Genomic DNA, 17,139 nt, shown 5'->3' with positions numbered 1-17,139 from the left:
GCCTCAGAAGCCGAAGCGCGACAGCAGCAGCCGGGTGTACATGGCCGCGCCAATCAGCTCATGGGCGCGGGCGGTGGGGTGCAGCGCATCCCAGAACAGCAGCGGCGGCAGCGGTGCGTCCAGGTCCACGTCGGGGCAGGTGGCCGGGGCGGTGAACAGGCAGCCGGACGAACCCGGCGCCAGCAGTTCCAGCGCCGGCGGCAGGGCCGAGGCCAGACCGGCGGACAGCAGCACTTCGCCCAGCTTGAACACGTCCACCACCACCAGCGTGCTGCCCGGCAGCGAGGCGGCCAGGCTGGTGGCCGTCTGCGCCAGCAGGGCGTTGTGGGCCTTGGCCAGCGCGGTCAGCCCGGCAGCCGCCGCAGGGCCTTGTTGCTGGGCCAGCGGGGTGATGCCCAGGTCGGGCAGGTTGGGCAGCAGGAAGCGGCGCGCGCCCTTGGCATGCAGTTGCTGGATGGCCTTGGCGATGTTGCCCACCACGCCGGGCGGGTCCTTGCGTTCGAGGAAGGCGTAGTCGTTGCCGCCCGCCCATACCACGTACAGCGCATCGGCCGGCGCGCGGCGCTGGCCCAGTGCATCCGTGTACATCTTCACCTGGCCCAGCACGCCGGGCACGGTGGCGGTGCTGGCCGGGATGCCGTTCTGGTACTCGGTGCCCGCGCCGCCGAAGGCGAAGCTCACCGCGCCCTTCTTGGGCAGACCCACCGGCGGTGCCAGGAAGGGCTTGATCTCCGCCTGGCGAGAGCGCGAAACACTGCTCCACAAGCGTTCCACCGCCACCGGGCCATTGGAGAAGCGGCCGTCGTCATAGGTGCGATGCGGCGGGGCCGACGGCGGCACGGGCGGCGCCATGCCCTGCGTGGCAGCCAGCAGGTTGCCGTTGTCCGACAGGCTGTCGCCGAACACCACCATGGAGCCGAATTGCGGCAGGGTGGCATGGCTGCTGGCGGCCATCGCAACGCCGAACATGAACAGGCACGCGCGCAAGGCAGGGCGTAGGGACATGGGTACTCCTCGTGGGTGGTTGGAAGCGGCCCAGCCCATGGGCCGGCCGCCCGCGTGGCTTGGACTGGCCACGCGGCGCGATCGTACGGCGCAGGGGCCGCGCAAGGCGCGTGCCGAACGCGCCGCACGGCCTATGAACATCAGACTTGACGGCGGCGCCGCGAACCCCATGCCACCGCGCCCAGGCCGGCCAGCATCAGCGCGTAGGTGCCGGGTTCCGGCACCAGGGCGGCGGCGGTGGTGGTAAAGCTGGCGTTGTCGGGCGCGAAATCGGAAATCGCGGCAAAGCCGCTGAAGGCGCCGTCGCGCGGCCACAGATTCCAGGTGTAGTCCAGCTTGTTGAAGCCGGTGGAGGGCAGCAGCGCGCCGCTGACGTAGCCGGTGATGGTGTTGCCCGAGACCTTGACCGAGCCGGTCGGCAGGCCGGCGCCGCCACCGATGGAGCCGGTGCCGTCGGGCCGCAGCAGCACCACGGCGTCGAAGCGCACACCGTCGATGCCGTTGGGCGCGAAGGTGGCGTTGCCTGCGCCGCGGTTGACGCCCCACACGTAGAAGCCCTTGGGCGTGGTGCCGATGGCGCCGGCCATGGTGCTGCTCAGCTCGAACAGGTCACGCGCCGCGTCGTACTTGACGGTGGCGCTGAGCACGTCCAGGTCGGTGCTGCTGGCGCTGCCTGCAAAGGTGGGCAGAAAGTCGCCCGCGTTGTCGGTGATGCCGCTCAGCGCATGGCTGGCCAAGGGCATGGCGATCAGGCCGGCGGCGCACAGCGCCCGGCTCAAGAGGGTGGTGTTCATGTCTTGCTCGCTCCTGGCAAGGGTGTGCCTTCGGCGCCCCATGCGCCCCGGCACACACGGCTTACGCAGCAGCGGGCCGAAGCATTCCCTGCGGTTCGCGGCGCAGCGCGCGCTTGCGCTGGTACATGCGCTCGTCGGCGCAGCGGATCAGCTCGTCGGCCGAGGGGTAGAAGCGCGGTCCGGCATCGGCCGCGCCATGGCTCACGCTGACGCCCAGGGCCGCGAAGGCGGCCATCAGCCGCGGCAGGTAGTTGGCTTCCACCTGGGCGACGCTGCAGTTGGGCAGGATGACCAGGAACTCGTCGCCACCGTAGCGGTAGCAGCTGTCTTCCAGGCGCGAGTTGGTGCGCAAGGCCTCGCCCACCCCGCGCAGCACCTCGTCGCCGCGCAGGTGGCCCTGCTCGTCGTTGATCAGCTTGAAGTTGTCGACGTCCAGGAACAGCACCGTCAGCGGCTCCTGCCGCCGCTGGCCGCCGCTGAGGGCACGCGTCAGGGCCTGTCGCAGCGTGCTGGGGTTGTTCAGCCCGGTCAGCGGATCGGTGACCGAGCGGTGGCGCAGCTCCTCGATGGCACGCTGCAGCCCGCTCACTTCCTGCCAGGCGCGCAGCGCCGTCAACACGCCGGGCCACAGGCGCGCGGGGTCGCCCACAGCCTTGTCCAGGTAGCCGTTGATGTCGCAGGCCTGCAGCGCCTGGCACTGCGGACCGAGCCTGGCCAGGTCGGTGTGCAGCAGCAGCCGCATGCGGTGGTTGTGCAGGCGGTGGCGGATGTGCTCGGCCAACGCCAGGCCGGCGCAGGGCAACTCCACCACCATGTCGATCAGCGCGACGGCGATGTCGGTGTGATGCTGTTCCAGCAGTTGCCTGGCTTCGGCCAGGCTGTGCGCGGCCAGCATTTCAAGCCGGCGCCCGTTGAAGCTCATCGGGGCCAGGGCGGTGCGAATCAGCAGCTGCGAGGCGGGATCGTCGTCCACGACCAGCACCTTCCACGGCGGCCGGTCGGTCATGCGGTCGTTGGGCGGCATGCGGTTGACCCTGTTCTGATGGGGGTTTGAATTGATGCGAGTGACATCCACTGCCTGCCACGGCTATCACTTCGTCGGATTGCGCCGCAACTTGAGGCCGCCTCCCGCGGCTGCGACGCCGCCGTGCAGTTTTGGCGCGTAGGCTGCCTCCGACACTGCAATCCGTGCGGCGGGGCTGTTGCCCGCTGGCAGGCTCCTGTCCACTGAACACCCCAATGGAGAACAAGATGGCCACGTCCCCCACCCGGCCCGCCGCCCCGCAGGCGGCGCCGCGGCATTTCTCGATGATCCGCGACTTTCAGCTCGCGGACTTCTTCACGCTGGCCAACGCGGCCTGCGGCGTGGCCTCGGTGCTGCTGGCCATGCGCTACCTGCTCAGCCGCGATGTGTCCGATTTCTGGTGGGCGGCGGCCATGGCGCCGGCGGCGCTGGTGTTCGATGTGCTGGACGGGCGCATCGCCCGCTGGCGCCGGCAGTCCTCGGTGCTGGGGCGCGAGCTGGACTCGCTGGCCGACGTGATCTCCTTCGGGATCGGCCCCGCCACGCTGGCCTTTGCGGCCGGCCTGCAAGGCGGCTGGGACGCGGTGGCGTTGATCTACTTCGTGTGCTGCGGCGTCAGCCGGCTGGCGCGCTACAACGTCACCGCCGAAACGCTGTCGGGCGGCGGCGACAAGGTGAAGTACTTCGAAGGCACGCCCATCCCCACCAGCGTGGCGCTGACCGGCGTGCTGGCGCTGGCCATGGGTCAGGGCGCGGTGGGTGATGCGCTGTGGGGCGGCGCCTGGCAACTGGGCCCGTGGGTGCTGCATCCGCTGGCGTTGCTGTTCGTGCTGTCGGGCACGCTGATGGCCAGCAAAACGCTGCGCATTCCCAAGTTGTGAGCGCCCCCAGCGCGGCGGCCTATGATCCTTGTCATATGAATGCCAAGACCGAACGCCGCGAGGCCACGCACGAACGCATCCTCGACACCGCGTCGCGTGCCATCCGCCGCACCGGCTACCAGGGCACCGGCGTGGCCGACCTGATGAAGCAGGCGGGGCTGACGCACGGTGGTTTCTATGCCCACTTCAGCTCGCGCGATGCGATGCTGGCCGAAGCCATCCAGCGCGCCGGCGAACAGAGCGCGGCCCGGTTGGCCGCCAATGCCGCCCGGCGCCGTGCCCGCGGCGCCAGCCCGCTGCGGGCGTTGGTGGAGGTGTACCTCAGCCATGCCCACCTGGCCGAGGCCGAGCAGGGCTGCGCGCTGGCGGCGTTGCTGTCCGAGATGCCGCGTCAGCCCGACGAGGTGCGCGAGGCGTCGGCCGCGCGGGTGCAGCGCTTCATCGACAGCGTGCGCGCGGTGCTGCCCGAGGGCGAGCCGCCTGAGCGCGCCGCCGCCATCGCCGCCGCCCTGGTGGGCGGCCTGCAGCTGGCCCGCGCGCTGGGCGACAACGCCCAGGGCCGCGCGGTGCTGGCCGCCACCCGCAAGGCGCTGCTGGCGCAGGACGACAGCGTCACCGCACCGGCCGCGCGGCGCGCCGCCAGCGCCGGCTGAAGCGCAGGCTCAGGCGAAGGCTCAAGCAGCCGCGCCGGTGCAGCCTTCCGGTGGCTGCTGCGCGAACATCGCCTGCAGCCGCTCGTGCATCTGCTCGGGCGTCGGGTCTTCGATGTGGGTGGACAGCATCCACTGGTGGCCGAAGGGGTCGGTGAACTGGCCGGAGCGGTCGCCCCAGAACTGGTCGGCCACCGGCATGCCGATGCGGGCCCCGGCGGCCACGGCAGCGGCCACCTGGGCGTCCACGTCGGGCACGTACACCACCGCGGTGGTGCTGGTGCCGCCCAGTGACAGCGGGCTCAGCGCGCCGTACTGGGGCCGCTCCTCCGACAGCATGAAGCGGGCCTCGCCCACCTTCATCTCGGCATGCATCACGCTGCCGTCGGGCGCGTCGAGCTTGAACACCAGCTGCGCGCCCAGCGCCCGCTGGTAGTAGGCGATGGCGTTGCCCGCGCCGCGCACCACCAGGTATGGAATGGCGCCGTTGCAGGGCGGCACCGGGTTGACGGCAGGGCGTTGGGCAGGGGTGTGCTCGGTCATGGGGCTCTCCGTGAAGTGGCGGTTGGAAGCGCGTCGGCTTCTGCACCCACGACGAAGCAGCGACCCCGCTTTCGACAGCCGCCCTTCATGACAGCCTGTCACAGGGCGTAATTCGCTCGAAGGAGGGGGAAACGCCCCCACTACCCCCTGCGAAGAATCGACCGCGGCCCCTGAGGCCGGTGAAGTCAACCAGCAGGAGAGAGAACATGAGATGGATGCGATGGCTGCGGCTGTGGGTGCTGTGCGCCCTGGCCGGTGCGGTGTTGGCCGGCTGCTTCGGCGGTGATGGCGACGGCGACGACGACAGCAGCGGCACCACGCCCGCGCCACCGGCGGTGCTGGGCACGGTGTCGGGCCGCGTGCAGTCCGCGGCCGACGGCGGCGCGGTGGCCGGCGCCACGGTGGACGTGGCCGGCGTGCGCGCCACCACCGCCGCCGACGGCAGCTTCACGCTGCAGGCGCCGGTGGGTGCACGCAGCGTGGCGCGGGTGGAGGCGCCCGGCTTTGCGCCCACGGTGCGCATCACCGCCGTGCAGGAGGGGCAGGCCAGCGCGCTGACCGCCCAGCTGCTGCCGGTGGCCGCGAGCGCCGCGGTGACGGTGGCCGCCGGTGCCGACGTGACGGTGCCCGGCACGCCCGCGCTGGTGCGCCTGCCGGCCGCTGGTCTTGTGCGCAGCGATGGCGGCGGCGCCGCCGCCACCGTCACCGTGTCGGTGACGCCGATCAACCCGGCGCTCAATGCCGCGCTGATGCCGGGCGACTTCACGGCCGGCAGTGCCGAGGCGCCGCAGACCATCGAGAGCTTCGGCGCGATGCAGATCGACATCCGGGACGCCGCGGGCGCCGCCTACAACCTGGCGCCCAACCGCACGGCCACGCTGCGCATTCCGCTGGCCACGCGGGCGCCCAACCCGCCCGCCACGGTGCCGCTGTTCTACATGGACACCAGCACCGGCCGCTGGGTGCAGGAAGGCACGGCCACGCTGCAGGGCACCGGTGCCGACCGCTATTACGAAGGCACCGTCAGCCACTTCAGCACCTGGAACGCCGACCAGGTGACCGAGACCATCCGCCTGACCGGCTGCGTGCGTTATGCCAACAACCAGCCGGTGGCCGGGGCCCAGGTGTCCAGCGACGGCATCGACTACTCGGGCAGCTCGCGCGCTGTCACCGGCACCGACGGCAGCTTCATCATCCCCGTCAAGAAGGGCGGTGTGCTGACGCTGGCCGCGCTGACCGGCGACCGCCTGACCAACACGCTGCGCGTGGAAGCCGCCACCACCGCGGCCGATGCCACGCTGCCCAACTGCCTGGTCACGGCCTTCACCACCGCCGGCATCAACGTCAAGCTCACCTGGGGCGCCAAGCCGGAGGACGTGGACTCGCACCTGCTGGCGCCCGATGGCTCGCACGTGTATTTCTCGGCGCCGGGCGATCTGGCGGCTAAGCCCTACGCCAACCTGGACGTGGACGACACCGACAGCTTCGGCCCCGAGGTGGTGACCATCACGCGGCTGATGCAGGGCACCTACCGCTACGCGGTCCACAACTACTCCGGCACCTTCGACCCCGGCATGACCGGCTCGCCGGTGCGGGTGGAGCTGAGCCGCAGCGGCATGCTCAACGTGTTCACCCCGCCGGCCGGTGAAGGCAGCAATGGCTGGTGGCATGTGTTCGACCTGGTGGTCGATGCCAACTGCGCCGTCACCCTGGTGCCGGTGAACACCTGGCTGGCCGACCAGCCACCGCCGGTGACGGTGGCCAACCCGGTGCTCTGCGCCGTCAACTAGCCTGGGCCGCCGGGCCCAGCGCGCGTGCCACCAGCTCGCGCTCCTGCTGGCGGTGCAGCACGGCCGAGGAGGTGGCGCCCGCACCGGTGGCCGGCCGGGCCACCAGGGCCAGCGTGGCCCCCGGCGGGCACTGCGCGGCGATGTCGTCGCGCACGAAATGCCAGGCGCCTTGGTTGGGCGTCTCTTCCTGGGCCCACACCACGTTGCGGGCCTGCGGATAAGCCGCCAGCACCTGGCTCAGCGCCTGCGCCGGGAAGGGGTACAGCGCCTCCAGCCGCAACAGCGCCACGTCGGTGCGGCCCTGGGCCACGCGGGCCCGGTGCAGCACATGGTGCAGCTTGCCGCTGCACAGCACCACGCGGCGCACCGCCTGCGGCGCCGCCACGTGGGCATCACCCAGCACCGGCTGGAAGTCGCCGGCCAGCAGTTCGGCCACCGGCGTGTGCGAGTCGGCATCGGCCAGCATCACCGCCTTGGGCGTCATCACCACCAGCGGCTTGGCTTCGGGGGCCAGGGCCTGCGCACGCAGCAGCTTGTAGAACTGGCCGGCGGTGGAGGGGTAGGCCACCCGCAGGTTGCCCGCGCCGCACAGCTGCAGGAAGCGGGCGAGGTGCGCATTGGAGTGCTCGGGGCCCACGCCTTCATAGCCGTGCGGCAGCAGCAGCGTCAGCGGGCTGCGGTAGCCCCACTTCTCTTCGCCGGCGGCGATGTACTGGTCGATGTAGACCTGCGCGCCGTTGACGAAGTCGCCGAACTGCGCCTCCCACACCGTCAGGGATTGCGGGGCCTGCACGCTGTAGCCGTACTCGAAGCCCAGCACCGCCTCTTCCGACAGCACCGAATTGACGATGTCGAAACGGGCCGGCCCGCCCAGCTGCCGCAGCGGCACGAACTGCGCCGGCTGGCCGGGCTGCGGTTCCTGGTCGTGCCACACCGCATGGCGGTGCATGAAGGTGCCGCGCTGCACGTCCAGGCCCGAGACGCGCACGTCCACGCCGGCCTGCAGCAGGCTGGCATAGGCCAGGTTCTCGGCCAGGCACCAGTCAGCATGGGTGTGGCGGCCGTCGGCGCAGGCCTGCCAGTGCTGCACCAGCTGTTCGATCACCGGGTGCGGCACGAAGCCCACCGGCCAATGCGTCATCGCAGAGATGGCGGCCTGCATCTCGGTGCGGCCGAAGGCAGCGGGCCATCGGGGTGCTTCGGGCGGCGGCTGCACCGGTGGCGCCTCGGCATTGGCCGGCGCCGGCAAACCCCAGCCGGCACGCACGGCAGCCCGCCGGGCCGCGATGTGGGCGGTGATGCCGGCATCGTCATGGCCCGGCGTGGCCGCCAGCGCGGCGCCGTACACCTCCACCACCGACGGCTTGCGGGCGGTGAGGGCGTAGCCCAGCGGGTGGGTCACCTTGGGGGCGTCATGCTCCGAATGGCCCAGCCGGCGGTAGCCGATGAGGTCGATCACCACGTCGGTACCAAAGCGCTGGCGGTAGGCCACGGCGATGGCCGCCGCGCGCAGCACTTCTTCCGGTGCGTCGGCGTTCACCCGCAGCACCGGCGCGTCCACGCCGCGCGTGGGGTCGGTGCAGTAGCGGGCCTGCTGCGCATCCATCGGGTTGCGCTCGGTGAAACCCACCTGATTGTTGATGACCACGTGCACCGTGCCGCCCACCGAGTAGCCGGGCTTGTGCGTCAGCGCCAGCGTTTCCATCACCACGCCCTGGCCGGCGAAGGCGGCATCGCCATGCAGCGCGATGGCCATCGCCGACCGGCCGCGGGCGATGGCGGCGTGGGTCATGCCCATCACCACCGGGTACACGCTCTGCAGGTGCGAAGGGTTGTGCGCCAGGCGCAGCAGCACCTCGCCCGAAGGCGTGGCCAGCCGGCGCGCGGCGCCGCGGTGGTACACCAGATCGGTGTGACGGGCGGGGTCGGCGGGCGTGGGGCTGAAGTGGTCCAGCAGGTCGGCGGCCGGCACGCCCATCAGGTTCACCAGCAGGTTCACGCGGCCGCGGTGCGGCATGCCGATGAACGTCTCGCCCACGCCATGGGCGGCGGCGGCGTCGACCAGCGCGTCCATCAGCGGCAGCAGGGCTTCGCAGCCTTCCAGCGAGAAGCGCTTGCCGTCGGGGTGATGCTCGGCCACATGCTGCTCCCAGGCCTGGGCGTCCACCAGCCGGTCCAGCAGCGCGGTGCGGGCAGGCAGCGGCAACGCGAAACGGGTTTCCATCTGCGCATACAGCCAGCGGCAGCGCACCTCGTCACGCACCGCCGAGGCGTCCAGCACCAGGCTGCTGCAGTAGGCGGCCTTGAGCGCGGCGTCCAGCGCCTGCACCTGGCGGGCGCCACGCCAGTCGCTGCCATCGGTGTGCACCGCGTCACCGGCGGTCAGGCCGAAGCACGCTGGCGCCAGCCGCTGCAGCGCCAGTGGCCGGGCTTCGCCCAGCGGGTCGAGCGCGGCATGGCGGTAGCCCTGCTGGCGGTGCGCATCGATGAAGGCCTGTACGGCCGGCGGCAGATGCCGCTGCGCCGCGCGCGCAGGCAGGGTTGCATCGTCGTGCAACGGATTCATGGGGAGTCCTCCTGGCAACGCGGTTTACAGGGCGAAGGCGCTCACCACGCCGGTGAGCTGCTGGGCCTGGTCCTTCATCGCCCGCGCCGAGGCGGTGCTCTGCTCCACCATCGCGGCGTTCTGCTGCGTGCTGTCGTCCATCTGCTGCACCGCGGTGCTCACCTGCTCGATGCCGATGCTCTGCTCACGGCTGGCCGCGCTGATCTCGGCCACGATGTCGCGCACGCGGCCGATGCTGGCCACCACCTCGCTCATCGTGGCGCCGGCCTGCTCCACCATCTTGCTGCCTTCGTCCACCTGGCTCACCGAGGCGTCGATCAGCGACTTGATCTCCTTGGCCGCCACCGCGCTGCGCTGGGCCAGGCTGCGCACCTCGCCGGCCACCACGGCAAAGCCGCGGCCCTGCTCACCGGCTCGGGCGGCTTCCACCGCCGCGTTCAAGGCCAGGATGTTGGTCTGGAAGGCGATGCCGTCGATCACGTCGATGATCTCGACGATGCGCTTGGACGAGCCGGCGATGGAGACCATGGAGCCGACCACGCGCTCCACCACCTCGCCGCCCTGGATGGCGATCTGCGAGGCCGAGACGGCCGACTTGCTGGCTTCGTCGGCGCTGGCGGCGCTGATCTTCACCGCGGCGGTCAGCTGCTCCATCGCGGCGGCGGTTTCCTGCAGCGCGCTGGCCTGCTGCTCGGTGCGGGCCGACAGGTCGAGGTTGCCCTGCGACACCTCGGCGGCGGCGCTGGTGATGGTGTCGGCCCCGCCGCGCACCTGCGAGACGATGCCGTGCAGGCTTTGCACCATGTGCTGCAGCGCGGCCATCAGGCGGCCCACCTCGTCGCGCCCGCTGTGCTGCGCACGGTAGGTCAGGTTGCCGGCAGCCACGGCCTCGGCCAGTTCGATCGCGCCCTGGATGGGCCGCGTGACCGAGCGTGTGATGGCCCAGGCGGTGACAGCGCCCAGCAGCACCGCCACCAGCGAAGCGACCAGCATCTGGATCTTGGCGGTGCGGGCGCTGTCCTTGGCCTGCACCACGTCGGCGGCCATGCTGTCGGCCTGGTGCGCCACCATCTTGTCGATCAGCGCATAGTATTTTTTCTGCGGCTCGGGCATGTCGTTCTGGTAAACGGCCATCGCTTGCTCGCGCTGGCCCGATTTCATCAGATCGAATACTTTGGCAACAACCGCACCATATTCCTTGCGGGCTTTGGTCTGCTCTTCGAAGATGGCTCGGGTTTCATCCGAGTGCAGCAGAGATTCAAACTTCTTAAGATTTTCTGCATTGGCGGAACGAATTGCAGAATATTCTTCCAGGTGTTTTTTGAGCTGCTGTTCGTCAGAAGCCAGCAGCACGCGGCCGATGGTGATCACGCCCTTGTCGCCCATGGACTTGATCGTGTTGCTGAGAGCGATCTGAGCGTAGCGATCACTTACTACGCGGTCCATCGTGTGGGCCACGCGGTCCAGTCCCGCGGCGCTGAAGGTGACGATAGCAAGCAAAAGCGCAATCACCACCGCAAAGGCCAGCGCCAGGCGGGTGCCGATCTTCAAATTCGCAAAGGACATTGCAGACAACCTGCTAGGGATTGGGAAGCGACGTGTTTCGGCCCCCATCCCGGGAAATTGAGCTTTAGATACAAATTCCCCTTGGTGAATTTGAAACAGCGCCGTCGACACGGCCGCAGTAACAATTTGGCCAGCCGCAGAAGGGCGCTGGCGGTAAAACTGCACAGGGGTTATCCGGGCCGCGGCCCGGTTTTCATGCTTGGCGGCGTGGCGCCGCTCAGGCCGGCTGCTGCAGCGCCCGCGCGATGCGGTGGCGCGAGACGGTGGGCTTGGGCACCCGCACGTCGAACCAGCTGCGCGCGTCGGCTTCCAGGCCGATGCCGTGCATGAAGTTGTAGATGGCCTTCTTCAGCGCCCGGCCCATCGCGTCGTGGTCGGTGCCGGTGGGGTCGATGAAGGCCACGTCGTTCTTGGCGAACGTCCCCGGCGGCAGCGGCTGCAGCTGCACCCCGTAGGCCTCGGGGTCCTGGCCCACCGGGCTGTGCACGGTGCAGGCAAAGCGGTGGAAGAAGCCGCTCTGGATGCAGCCCTGCTCGAACAGCTGGCGCACGTACTCCAGCGCATCCACCGTGTCCTGCACCGTCTGCGTTGGAAAGCCGTACATCAGGTACGCATGCACCAGGATGCCGGCCTCGCTGAAGGCGCGCGTCACCCGCGCCACCTGCTCCACCGACACGCCCTTCTTCATCAGCTTGAGCAGCCGGTCCGAGGCCACTTCCAGCCCGCCCGAAATCGCCACGCAGCCGCTGGCGGCCAGGGCCTCGCACAGCTCGGGGGTGAAGGTCTTCTCGAAGCGCACGTTGCCCCACCACGAGATGTCCAGGTTGCGGCGCTGCAGCTCGTCGGCCAGTCCCCACAAGGCCTTGGGCGGGGCGGCTTCGTCCACGAAGTGGAAGCCCGTCTGCCCCGTTTCCTGCACGATGGCCTCGATGCGGTCCACCAGCGTCTTGGCGCTGGCCTGCTCGTAGCGGGCGATGTAGTCCAGGCTCACGTCGCAGAAGCTGCACTTCTTCCAGTAGCAGCCATGGGCCACCGTCAGCTTGTTCCAGCGGCCGTCGCTCCACAACCGGTTCATCGGGTTGAGCATGTCCAGCAGCGACAGGTACTTGTCCAGCGGCAGGCCGTCCCAGGTGGGCGTGCCCACCTCGTCGAAGGGCACGTCGGGCTCGGGCATGTGCAGCCAGCGCACTGCGCCGCTGGCCTCGTCGCGCGCGAAGGTGCGCACCAGCCGCTGGCGCGAGCGACGGCCCTGCAGGTGGTCGATCAGCGCCAGCAGCGGCCGCTCGCCCGCGTCCAGCGTCACGTAGTCGACGAAGTCGAACAGGCGCGGCTCGGCCAGCTCGCGCAGCTCGGTGTTGACGAAGCCGCCGCCCAGCGCGATGGCCAACTGCGGATGCGCTGCCTTCACCGCCTGCGCGATGCGCAGCGCCGCATACATCGCGCCGGGAAAGGGCACCGACAGCAGCAGCAGCCGGGGCTGGTGGCGCTCCACCGCCCGCAGGGCCAAGGCGCACAGGCGCTCGTCCACCAGGTTGTGCGGCGCGGCCAAGGCGGCGGCCAGCGGGTCGAAGCTGGGCTGGCTGGCGGCCAGCTGTTCGGCATAGCGCACGAACTCGAAGCGCGGGTCGATGGCGTCGCGCAGCACGTCGGCCAGGTCGTTCAGGTACAGCGTGGCCAGGTGGCGCGCCCGGTCTTGCAGACCCAGCGCGCCGAAGGCCCAGGCCAGCGGGTCACCGCCGTCGTCGTCCACATACACGTCCAGCGCGCGGAAGCGTGCGCCTTCGGGCAGCCAGCGCCGGGTGGCGATGCGGTGGGCCAGCGTTGCGTCGTGCCCCTGCAAGAAGCGGATGGTGGGGCCGATGGTGGCCAGGTAACGGTCCGCCTCGGCCACGAAGTGCGCCACCTGCGGGCTGCGCCGCGCCTCGGGCACCGCCTCGGCCCGCTCAAGCACGGCGGCCAGGCCGGCGGGCGACAGCAGGTCCAGCACCAGGGCCAGCGCCAGGTCTTCCTGCACCGCGTCGAACCCGCGCGAGCGCAGGAAGCCCGTGAGGTAGGCGGTGGAGGGGTAGGGCGTGTTGAGCTGCGTCATCGGGGGGATGACCGACAGCACGCGGAACGGGGCGGGGCTGGACATGCAAGGGGGGCAGGGGGCGCTACATTGTCCGCGAACGGTCCAATTCCCTTCGCACCCACTGCCATGATCGATCACACCGGCGTCATCGTCAGCGACTTCGCGCGCAGCCAGGCCTTCTACCGCGAGGCGCTTCGGCCGCTGGGCTTCGAGCAGCTGGTGGAGCTGTCGGCCGAGGTCACCGGCCACACCGACGTGGCCGGCTTCGGCGAGCCGCCCAAGCCCGAGTTCTGGATCAGCCGCGGCACGCCCAACCAGCCGCCGGTGCATGTGGCCTTTCGGGTGGCCGATCGGCAGACGGTGGACGCGTTCCACCGTGCGGCCCTGGCGGCCGGCGGCCGCGACAACGGCGCACCGGGCCTGCGGCCGCACTACCACCCGAACTACTACGGCGCCTTCGTGCTGGCCCCGATGGCCACAACATCGAGGCGGTGTGCCACGCACCGCCTGTTGGCTGAGGTGGGTCAGGCCGACGGCGCCGCCGTCTGCGCGCCGATGTAGCGGGCAATCGCCGACAGCACCTGCGCCAGGTCCGCCTGCACCACGCCGAAGTTGGCGGTGGGCTCGCGGGTGGCCTCGTTCATGTACACCGGCCGGCGCAGCTCGATCTGCAGGCTGTGCCGGCCCAGCGCGGGCTGGCCGATCTTGGCGATCAGGCCCACGCCCTTGTAGGGGTCGTTGCGGGCCACCGTGTAGCCGCGCGCGCGCAGCTCGGCTTCCACCAGGGCCACGAACTCGCCGCTGCAGGTGCTGCCATCACGGTCGCCCAGCACGAAGTCGGCCAGCGGATGCGGGCTGCGGATGCCCAGGCGCTGGTAGGCGTCGTCGGGCATGGAATGCAGGTTCAGGTGCCACACGCGGCCGAAGCGCAGCAGCGCATCGTCGATGGCGCCGGCCAGTGCCGCGTGGTAGGGCTGGTAGCAGCGCTCGATGCGCTGCTGCACCTCTTGTACAGACAACTGGCGGTCGTAGATGGGCGTGGTGGCATTGACGTTGCGCCACACCAGGCCATAACCCAGCCGCGTCTTGGGCCCGGGCTGCAGCGGCGTGGGCCAGGGCCCGTCCATCAGCGCCGGGTCCAGGTCGTCCAGCGTGCGGTTCACATCGATGTAGGTGCGCGGAAAGTGTGCCGCCAGCAGCGTGCCGCCCACCTCGGGCACCGCTGCCCACAGCCGGTCCACGTGGGTGTCTTCGCCACGTCGCAGCAGGTGCATCGGCACCGCGGCGCGAAAGTCTTCCGGGTAGTCGGTGCCGCTGTGCGGCGAGTCGCACACCAGCGCGATGGCCGGCGTGCGAGGCAGCTGCAGGTGAAAGGGGGTCTGGAAGGGTGTGCGCATATGGCTCAATCCGCCCGGATGCGCGCCACCTTGCCCACGCGGTCGTAGCGCTCGATGGCGACGCGGATCTGCTGGGCGAACTCGGCCGGCGTGCCGGGGATCAGCGTGGCGCCCGACTCGTCCATCTTGCGGATGAACTCGGGGTGCTGCATGGCCTTGTGGATGGCGGCATTCAGCCGCGCGATCACCAGCTGCGGCGTGCCTGCCGGCGCCACGATGCCGAACCAGCCGCCACCTCCCATCTGCGGAAAGCCCAGCTCACCGTAGGTGGGCACGTCGGGCAGCATCGGCGAGCGCTTTTCGCTCAGCACCGCCAGCGCGCGCAGCCGGCCCGCCTTGATGTGGGGCAGCGCCGAGGGCAGGTTGTCGGTGATGGCGTCCACCTGGCCGGCCACCGCATCGGTCATCGCCAGGCCGGCGCCCTTGTAGGGCACGTGCAGCAGCTGCACCTTGGCCAGCGAAGCGAAGTGCTCGATGTTGGCGTGCCCCAGCGAACCGGTGCCCGGCGAAGCGAAGGCGTACTTGCCCGGCTCGGCCTTGGCCAGCGCGATGAATTCCTGCATGGTGCGCGCCGGCACCTTGGGGTTGACCGCGAACACGCTGGGCACCGTGGCCACGTTGGTCACCGGCGCAAAGTCCTTGATGGGGTCGTACTTCAGGCGGCTGCCGAACACCGCGGGGTTGGAGCCGTGCGTGCTCATCGACGCCATGCCCAGCGTGTAGCCGTCGGCCTTGCTCTTGGCCACCTGCTCCATGCCCAACGAGCCGCCGGCGCCGGCGCGGTTCTCCACCACGATGGTCTGGCCCAGCTCCTGGCCGGCGTACTCGGCGATCAGCCGTGCCGCCATGTCGGTGCTGCCACTGGGCGCGAACGGCACCACCAGCTTGATCGTGCGCTCGGGGTAGCTGCCCTGGGCCCACGCGGCCGGCGCCAGCAGGCCGGCGACACCCAGCGCGAAGGCGCTGCGCAGCAGCTGGCGGCGGCCGGTGGTCTGGGCCGTGTCGGCCGGCGAGTCGGTCGCCAGGCAAGGGGTGGGCAAGGGGGCGGTCGTCATGGCCGCGCAGTCTGGGTGAAGCCACCCCGGGGCACAAACGACAATCCGGCACTCGCGCATTACCTTTGTTCATACCGCCTGCCATGCGGCTGCAATCTCCATCGATGTCCGAGCTGCACGCCTTCGTGGCCACCGCGCGCAGCGGCAGCTTCACGCGCGCGGCCGAGCAGCTGTGCGTCACCCAGGGCGCCATCAGCCGTGCGGTGGCACGGCTGGAACAGCACTTCGGCCAGCCGCTGCTGTTGCGGCAGGCGGCAGGCCTGGTGCTTACCGAAGCCGGCCGCAGCCTGTTGCAGCAGGTGGAGGCGCCGCTGGCGCAGATCGAGCGGGCCAGTGCCGGCCTGCTGCAGTCGGCAGCCGCACCCACGCTGGCGCTGGCCGTGGTGCCCACGCTGGCCAGCGTGTGGCTGGTGCCGCGGCTGGCCCGCTTCCAGCTGCGCCATCCGCAGCTGCGGCTGCGTTTCGTGCCCTACCGCAAGGAGGAGGACTTCAGCGGCCCGGCCGCGCCCGATGCCGCCCTGCTCACCGGCCTGGGCCCGGCCCAGTGGCCGCAGTGGCAGGTGGACGACGTGATCGGCCATGAAGTGGTGCCGGTGTGCCATCCGCAGCGGCTGGCCGCGCGGCGCTGGGCCACGCCGGACGCGCTGGCGGCCGAGCCCTTGCTGGGCCACACCAGCTCGCCCGACAACTGGGCGCAATGGTTCGCCGCGGTGGGCGTGCCGGGCGTGGAGCCGGTGGTGGCCACCGCCTTCGACCAAGTCTCGATCCTGGTGCAGGCCGCGCTGGCCGACATGGGCGTGGCCCTGGTGCAGCGCTGCCTGGTGCGCGCGGAAGTGGCCAGCGGCCGCCTGGCCGTGCCCTTCGACCTGCCGGTGGCGCTGCCCCGCGGCTACTACCTGTGCTGCCTGCCCGCCCAGGCCGACCGGCCCGCGCTGGTGGCCTTTCGCGAATGGCTGCTGGGGGAAGCGGCGCAGGACAGGGCGCGGCCGCTGGAAGGGCCCGCCCCGATCAGGTGATCACCGACTGCTGCGCGATGCCCGCATCCACCAGCACATGCTGACCGGTCATGCCGTCGCTGTCGTCAGCGGCCAGGAACAGGGTGGCGCGGGCCACGTGTCCGGGGTCCAGGCGGATCTTCAGGCATTGCGCGTCCAGGAAGGCCTGGTCGGCCGCGGCGTCGCGGTGCAGCGTGGTCTGGCGTTCGGTGACGATGGCGCCGGGCACCAGTGCATTGACGCGGATGTGGCGCTCACCCAGCTCGCGCGCCAGCGTGCGCGTGAGGCCCAGGATGCCGGCCTTGGCTGTGGTGTAGCCCGCGAGCCGTGGCCGGCCGCGCATCCAGCTCACCGAGCCCATGTTCACCACCGCGCCGCCGCCGGCCTCGGCCATGGCCGGTGCGCAGGCCTGGATGGCGAAGAAGTAGTGCTTGAGGTTGAGCGCCAGCCGGTCGTCCCACAGCTCGGGCGTCACCTCCTCCATCGCATGGCGGTCGTCGCGGCCGGCGTTGTTGACCAGCACGCGGATGGGGCCCAGCTCGGCGATCAGCTCATGCAGCACGGCCTGGTAGGCCGCCACGTCGCGCACGTCGCACACGCGGTAGTGCGGCGCGGCATGGCCGGCCTGTCGCAGCTCGTCAACCAGCGCATCGCCGCCGCCGGGCCGCGTGCCGCAGAAGGCCACCACCGCGCCCTGCGCGGCGAAGGCCCGCACCAGCTCGGCGCCGATGCCCGAGCTGCCGCCGCTGATGAACACCACGCGGTCGCGCAGCGAGGGGTAGAGGGTGTAGGGGCGGCTCAT

At 70.7% G+C, this 17,139-nt stretch carries 14 protein-coding genes and 1 pseudogene; 5 read left to right on the top strand and 10 right to left on the bottom strand.

What is annotated here, in order from left to right:
• Positions 1–3: 3 nt before the first annotated feature.
• The 3 genes from MW290_RS06640 to MW290_RS06630 form a co-directional block, all read right to left on the bottom strand.
• Positions 4–1,005: an SGNH/GDSL hydrolase family protein gene (locus tag MW290_RS06640; RefSeq protein ID WP_250196466.1), complete on the bottom strand. Its 1,002-nt coding sequence runs from the start codon at positions 1,003–1,005 to the stop codon at positions 4–6.
• Positions 1,006–1,145: 140 nt separating this feature from the next.
• The gene (locus MW290_RS06635; protein WP_250196465.1) at positions 1,146–1,799 is read right to left on the bottom strand and encodes a PEP-CTERM sorting domain-containing protein; all 654 of its coding nucleotides are present in this window, start codon (positions 1,797–1,799) and stop codon (positions 1,146–1,148) included.
• Positions 1,800–1,860: 61 nt separating this feature from the next.
• The gene (locus MW290_RS06630; protein ID WP_250196464.1) at positions 1,861–2,823 is read right to left on the bottom strand and encodes a GGDEF domain-containing protein; all 963 of its coding nucleotides are present in this window, start codon (positions 2,821–2,823) and stop codon (positions 1,861–1,863) included.
• Positions 2,824–3,050: 227 nt separating this feature from the next.
• Between MW290_RS06630 and MW290_RS06625 the strand changes: the two genes are divergently transcribed.
• Together MW290_RS06625 and MW290_RS06620 are read left to right on the top strand one after the other, a co-directional pair.
• On the top strand, positions 3,051–3,704 hold the full coding sequence (locus MW290_RS06625) for a CDP-alcohol phosphatidyltransferase family protein (protein ID WP_250196463.1): 654 nt from the start codon (positions 3,051–3,053) through the stop codon (positions 3,702–3,704).
• A gap of 35 nt (positions 3,705–3,739) precedes the next feature.
• Positions 3,740–4,357, top strand: a complete 618-nt coding sequence (locus MW290_RS06620; RefSeq protein ID WP_250196462.1) for a TetR/AcrR family transcriptional regulator — start codon at positions 3,740–3,742, stop codon at positions 4,355–4,357.
• A 21-nt stretch (positions 4,358–4,378) separates the two neighbouring features.
• Here the strand turns inward: MW290_RS06620 and MW290_RS06615 are convergent, their stop codons facing one another.
• The gene (locus MW290_RS06615; RefSeq protein WP_250196461.1) at positions 4,379–4,897 is read right to left on the bottom strand and encodes a VOC family protein; all 519 of its coding nucleotides are present in this window, start codon (positions 4,895–4,897) and stop codon (positions 4,379–4,381) included.
• A 206-nt stretch (positions 4,898–5,103) separates the two neighbouring features.
• Here MW290_RS06615 and MW290_RS06610 point away from each other — a divergent pair, with 206 nt between their 5' ends.
• Positions 5,104–6,687: a YfaP family protein gene (locus tag MW290_RS06610; RefSeq protein WP_250196460.1), complete on the top strand. Its 1,584-nt coding sequence runs from the start codon at positions 5,104–5,106 to the stop codon at positions 6,685–6,687.
• Here MW290_RS06610 and MW290_RS06605 read toward each other — a convergent pair.
• From MW290_RS06605 to MW290_RS06590, 3 genes are all read right to left on the bottom strand, one after another.
• Positions 6,680–9,253: a 2-oxoglutarate dehydrogenase E1 component gene (locus MW290_RS06605; RefSeq protein ID WP_250196459.1), complete on the bottom strand. Its 2,574-nt coding sequence runs from the start codon at positions 9,251–9,253 to the stop codon at positions 6,680–6,682. The genes MW290_RS06610 and MW290_RS06605 overlap by 8 nt on opposite strands.
• Positions 9,254–9,277: 24 nt before the next feature.
• Entirely contained in the window at positions 9,278–10,819 is a 1,542-nt protein-coding gene (locus MW290_RS33110) for a methyl-accepting chemotaxis protein (protein WP_310740106.1), read from the bottom strand.
• A 217-nt stretch (positions 10,820–11,036) separates the two neighbouring features.
• Positions 11,037–12,953: a B12-binding domain-containing radical SAM protein gene (locus MW290_RS06590; RefSeq protein WP_250196458.1), complete on the bottom strand. Its 1,917-nt coding sequence runs from the start codon at positions 12,951–12,953 to the stop codon at positions 11,037–11,039.
• Positions 12,954–13,016: 63 nt separating this feature from the next.
• Between MW290_RS06590 and MW290_RS06585 the strand changes: the two are divergent.
• Positions 13,017–13,408, top strand: a pseudogene (locus tag MW290_RS06585) (VOC family protein).
• Positions 13,409–13,414: 6 nt separating this feature from the next.
• Here MW290_RS06585 and MW290_RS06580 read toward each other — a convergent pair.
• Entirely contained in the window at positions 13,415–14,287 is an 873-nt protein-coding gene (locus tag MW290_RS06580; protein WP_250196457.1) for an N-formylglutamate amidohydrolase, read from the bottom strand.
• A 5-nt stretch (positions 14,288–14,292) separates the two neighbouring features.
• Positions 14,293–15,342, bottom strand: a complete 1,050-nt coding sequence (locus MW290_RS06575) for a Bug family tripartite tricarboxylate transporter substrate binding protein (RefSeq protein WP_250196456.1) — start codon at positions 15,340–15,342, stop codon at positions 14,293–14,295.
• Between the two features lie 83 nt (positions 15,343–15,425).
• Here MW290_RS06575 and MW290_RS06570 point away from each other — a divergent pair, with 83 nt between their 5' ends.
• Positions 15,426–16,358 (top strand): LysR substrate-binding domain-containing protein, encoded by a 933-nt coding sequence (locus MW290_RS06570; RefSeq protein WP_250196455.1) that lies wholly within the window; start codon positions 15,426–15,428, stop codon positions 16,356–16,358.
• On the opposite strand, the gene MW290_RS06565 is transcribed toward MW290_RS06570, so the two are convergent.
• Entirely contained in the window at positions 16,351–17,139 is a 789-nt protein-coding gene (locus MW290_RS06565; protein ID WP_250196454.1) for an SDR family NAD(P)-dependent oxidoreductase, read from the bottom strand. The genes MW290_RS06570 and MW290_RS06565 overlap by 8 nt on opposite strands.

The sequence above is a fragment of the Aquincola tertiaricarbonis genome, assembly GCF_023573145.1.
Classification (GTDB): domain Bacteria; phylum Pseudomonadota; class Gammaproteobacteria; order Burkholderiales; family Burkholderiaceae_C; genus Aquincola; species Aquincola tertiaricarbonis_B.
The sequence above is the reverse complement of the archived record's forward strand: the minus strand, read 5'-3'. Positions and strand labels throughout refer to the sequence as shown.